At 48.5% G+C, this 2,640-nt stretch carries 3 protein-coding genes; 2 read left to right on the plus strand and 1 reads right to left on the minus strand.

Annotation, left to right across the window (positions count from 1 at the left end):
• Positions 1–1,775, plus strand: a 1,775-nt coding sequence (locus tag E0D98_RS23195; protein WP_165941053.1) for a relaxase NikB, incomplete at its 5' end; no start/stop codon positions are given.
• Positions 1,776–1,842: 67 nt separating this feature from the next.
• Positions 1,843–2,274: a cell envelope integrity TolA C-terminal domain-containing protein gene (locus E0D98_RS23200; RefSeq protein ID WP_001335086.1), complete on the plus strand. Its 432-nt coding sequence runs from the start codon at positions 1,843–1,845 to the stop codon at positions 2,272–2,274.
• 97 nt (positions 2,275–2,371) lie between these two features.
• On the opposite strand, the gene E0D98_RS23205 is transcribed toward E0D98_RS23200, so the two are convergent.
• On the minus strand, positions 2,372–2,640 hold a 269-nt coding region (locus E0D98_RS23205; protein ID WP_205713030.1), incomplete at its 5' end, for a hypothetical protein.

Below are 2,640 nucleotides of genomic sequence, written 5' to 3' on the forward strand. Positions count from 1 at the left end.
GGGAATATCAGCCTGTACCGACAGATATTTTCAGTCAGGTGGGGACACCCGGTCGTTATGATCCGGAAGCCATAAACGTTGATATCCGGCCGGAAAAAGTGGCAGAAACGGAGAGTCTGAAACAGTATGCCTGCCGTCATTTTGCCGAACGCTTACCGGAAATGGCGAGAAATGGTGAGCTGGAAAGTTGCCTGGATGTGCACAGAACTCTGGCAAAGGCTGGATTATGGATGGGGATCCAGCACGGGCATCTGGTACTGCATGATGGATTTGATAAACAACAGACACCAGTACGTGCAGACAGTGTGTGGCCGTTAATGACGCTGGATTATATGCAGGATCTGGATGGTGGATGGCAGCCTGTACCGAAGGATATTTTTACTCAGGTTATACCCGGAGAACGATTCCGGGGACGTAATCTTGGTACTCAGGCTGTCAGTGATTACGAATGGTATCGTATGCGGATGGGGACAGGTCCACAGGGAGCAATAAAGCGCGAACTGTTTTCTGATAAGGAAAGTCTGTGGGGGTACACGACTGTTCAGTGTGAGTCGTTGATTGAAGATATGATCGCGGGCGGGAATTTCAGCTGGCAGGCGTGCCATGAGATGTTTGCGCGTAAAGGGCTTATGTTGCAGAAACAGCATCATGGTCTTGTGATTGTGGATGCGTTTAATCATGAGCTCACACCAGTGAAGGCCAGCAGTATCCACCCGGATTTGACGTTATCCAGGGCTGAGCCGCAGGCAGGGCCATTTGAGATTGCAGGTGCAGATATATTTGAACGGGTGAAGCCTGAATGTCGCTACAATCCGGAACTTGCTGCCAGCGATGAAGTGGAGCCCGGCTTCCGGCGCGATCCTGTACTGCGTCGTGAACGCCGTGAAGCCCGTGCAGCTGCGCGGGAAGATTTGCGCGCGCGTTATCTTGCATGGAAGGAGCACTGGCGTAAACCCGACTTACGTTACGGAGAACGGTTACGGGAAATTCATGCTGCCTGCCGTCGGCGCAAGGCGTATATCCGTGTGCAGTTCCGGGATCCACAATTGCGTAAGCTGCATTACCATATTGCGGAAGTGCAGCGTATGCAGGCGCTGATCAGGCTGAAGGAGAGTGTGAAGGAAGAGCGGTTGTCACTGATTGCGGAGGGTAAGTGGTATCCTTTGTCCTACCGGCAGTGGGTGGAGCAACAGGCGGTACAGGGAGACAGAGCTGCATTATCACAGTTACGTGGCTGGGATTATCGTGATCGTCGCAAAGACAAGCGACGAACAACGAATGCCGACCGCTGCGTGATTCTCTGTGAACCGGGAGGAACTCCACTTTATGAAGACACTGGCGTTCTCGAAGCCCGTCTGCAGAAAGATGGCAGTGTGCGTTTTCGTGATCGGAGGAATGGCGAGTTAGTCTGTGTGGATTATGGGGACCGTGTGGTGTTCTACCATCATCAGGACAGAAATGAACTGGTGGATAAGCTGAATCTGATTGCTCCTGTATTGTTTGATCGTGAGCCAGGAATGGGTTTTGAACCGGAAGGCTCATATCAACAGTTTAATGATGTATTTGCGGAAATGGTGGCCTGGCATAATGCAGCTGGAATAACCGGAAATGGACACTTTGTAATCAGCCGCCCGGATGTGGATTTACATCGTCAGCGTAGTGAACAGTACTACCACGAATATATCAGGCAACAGAAAAGCATATCCGGGGGGCATGGCGCATCTTATGCTCCAGTTCAGGATAATGAGTGGACGCCACCATCACCTGGAATGTAGGGATGAGGAGTGGATATTAAAAATCTTAACTTGTATTAGTTAAGATTTTCTTTGCTCTGACAGAGCTATGGTACTGAGATCTATATGGATTGAGGAGCAATATATGGGGGTAAAGAAAATCGTTATGCTGGCTATTTTAGTCAGCTTTGTGGCGGGATGTGCGCCATTACATCCTTCAAATTGCCATAAAACTACAGCCCTGGGTAGTTGCAGTTCAGGACGTTGGGATGATCAGGATGAATGGGGGGAGCAGGCACGGGGAATCAGGGATGCAATTAATGCTAAACTTGATGATCCGCAAAAATGGAAAAGGAAAAAATGCAGGTTGCATATGGAATTCTCCCGGGATGGCACGGCGTTAAAAATATCAACCAGTAATGGCGATAAAGCCTATTGCGAAGCGATAAAGTCAGCAGCCCATAAAGCTAAATTCCCGGCCTTCAACAATCCGGAAGTTTATAGAGATTTTCAAAAATCCGGCTTTGACATGCGCGGTTAGCTCCACGACATATCTGTAGGGCTAACAGAAGACTGTCAGGTTGGCTGATTACTACACTGGAACCTGAGGTACTTTGCCTCAGGTTATGTTGACATACTCAAAAATAGATTCTTACATTATCCCGGTAACGGCGTCCTTCATCGGCCTGCCAGTTACCATCAATGGTATTGGTACCCTCGTTCTTTCTGTCTGTGATGTTAATAAGGGCAAAATTAATCAGCATGTCTGGCAGGATCTGGGAATTCATATCAATATCCATAGAAGTGAATCTATTAAGAACGTGGGGAACCCTGGCACCATTTTTTGTGCTGCCCATATTTGTTTTCATGTATAATTCATAATCAAAGCGTTCATCCTGATTTAGCT

It is taken from the genome of Escherichia sp. KCJ4928 (assembly GCF_004352695.1).
Lineage (GTDB): Bacteria > Pseudomonadota > Gammaproteobacteria > Enterobacterales > Enterobacteriaceae > ECMA0423.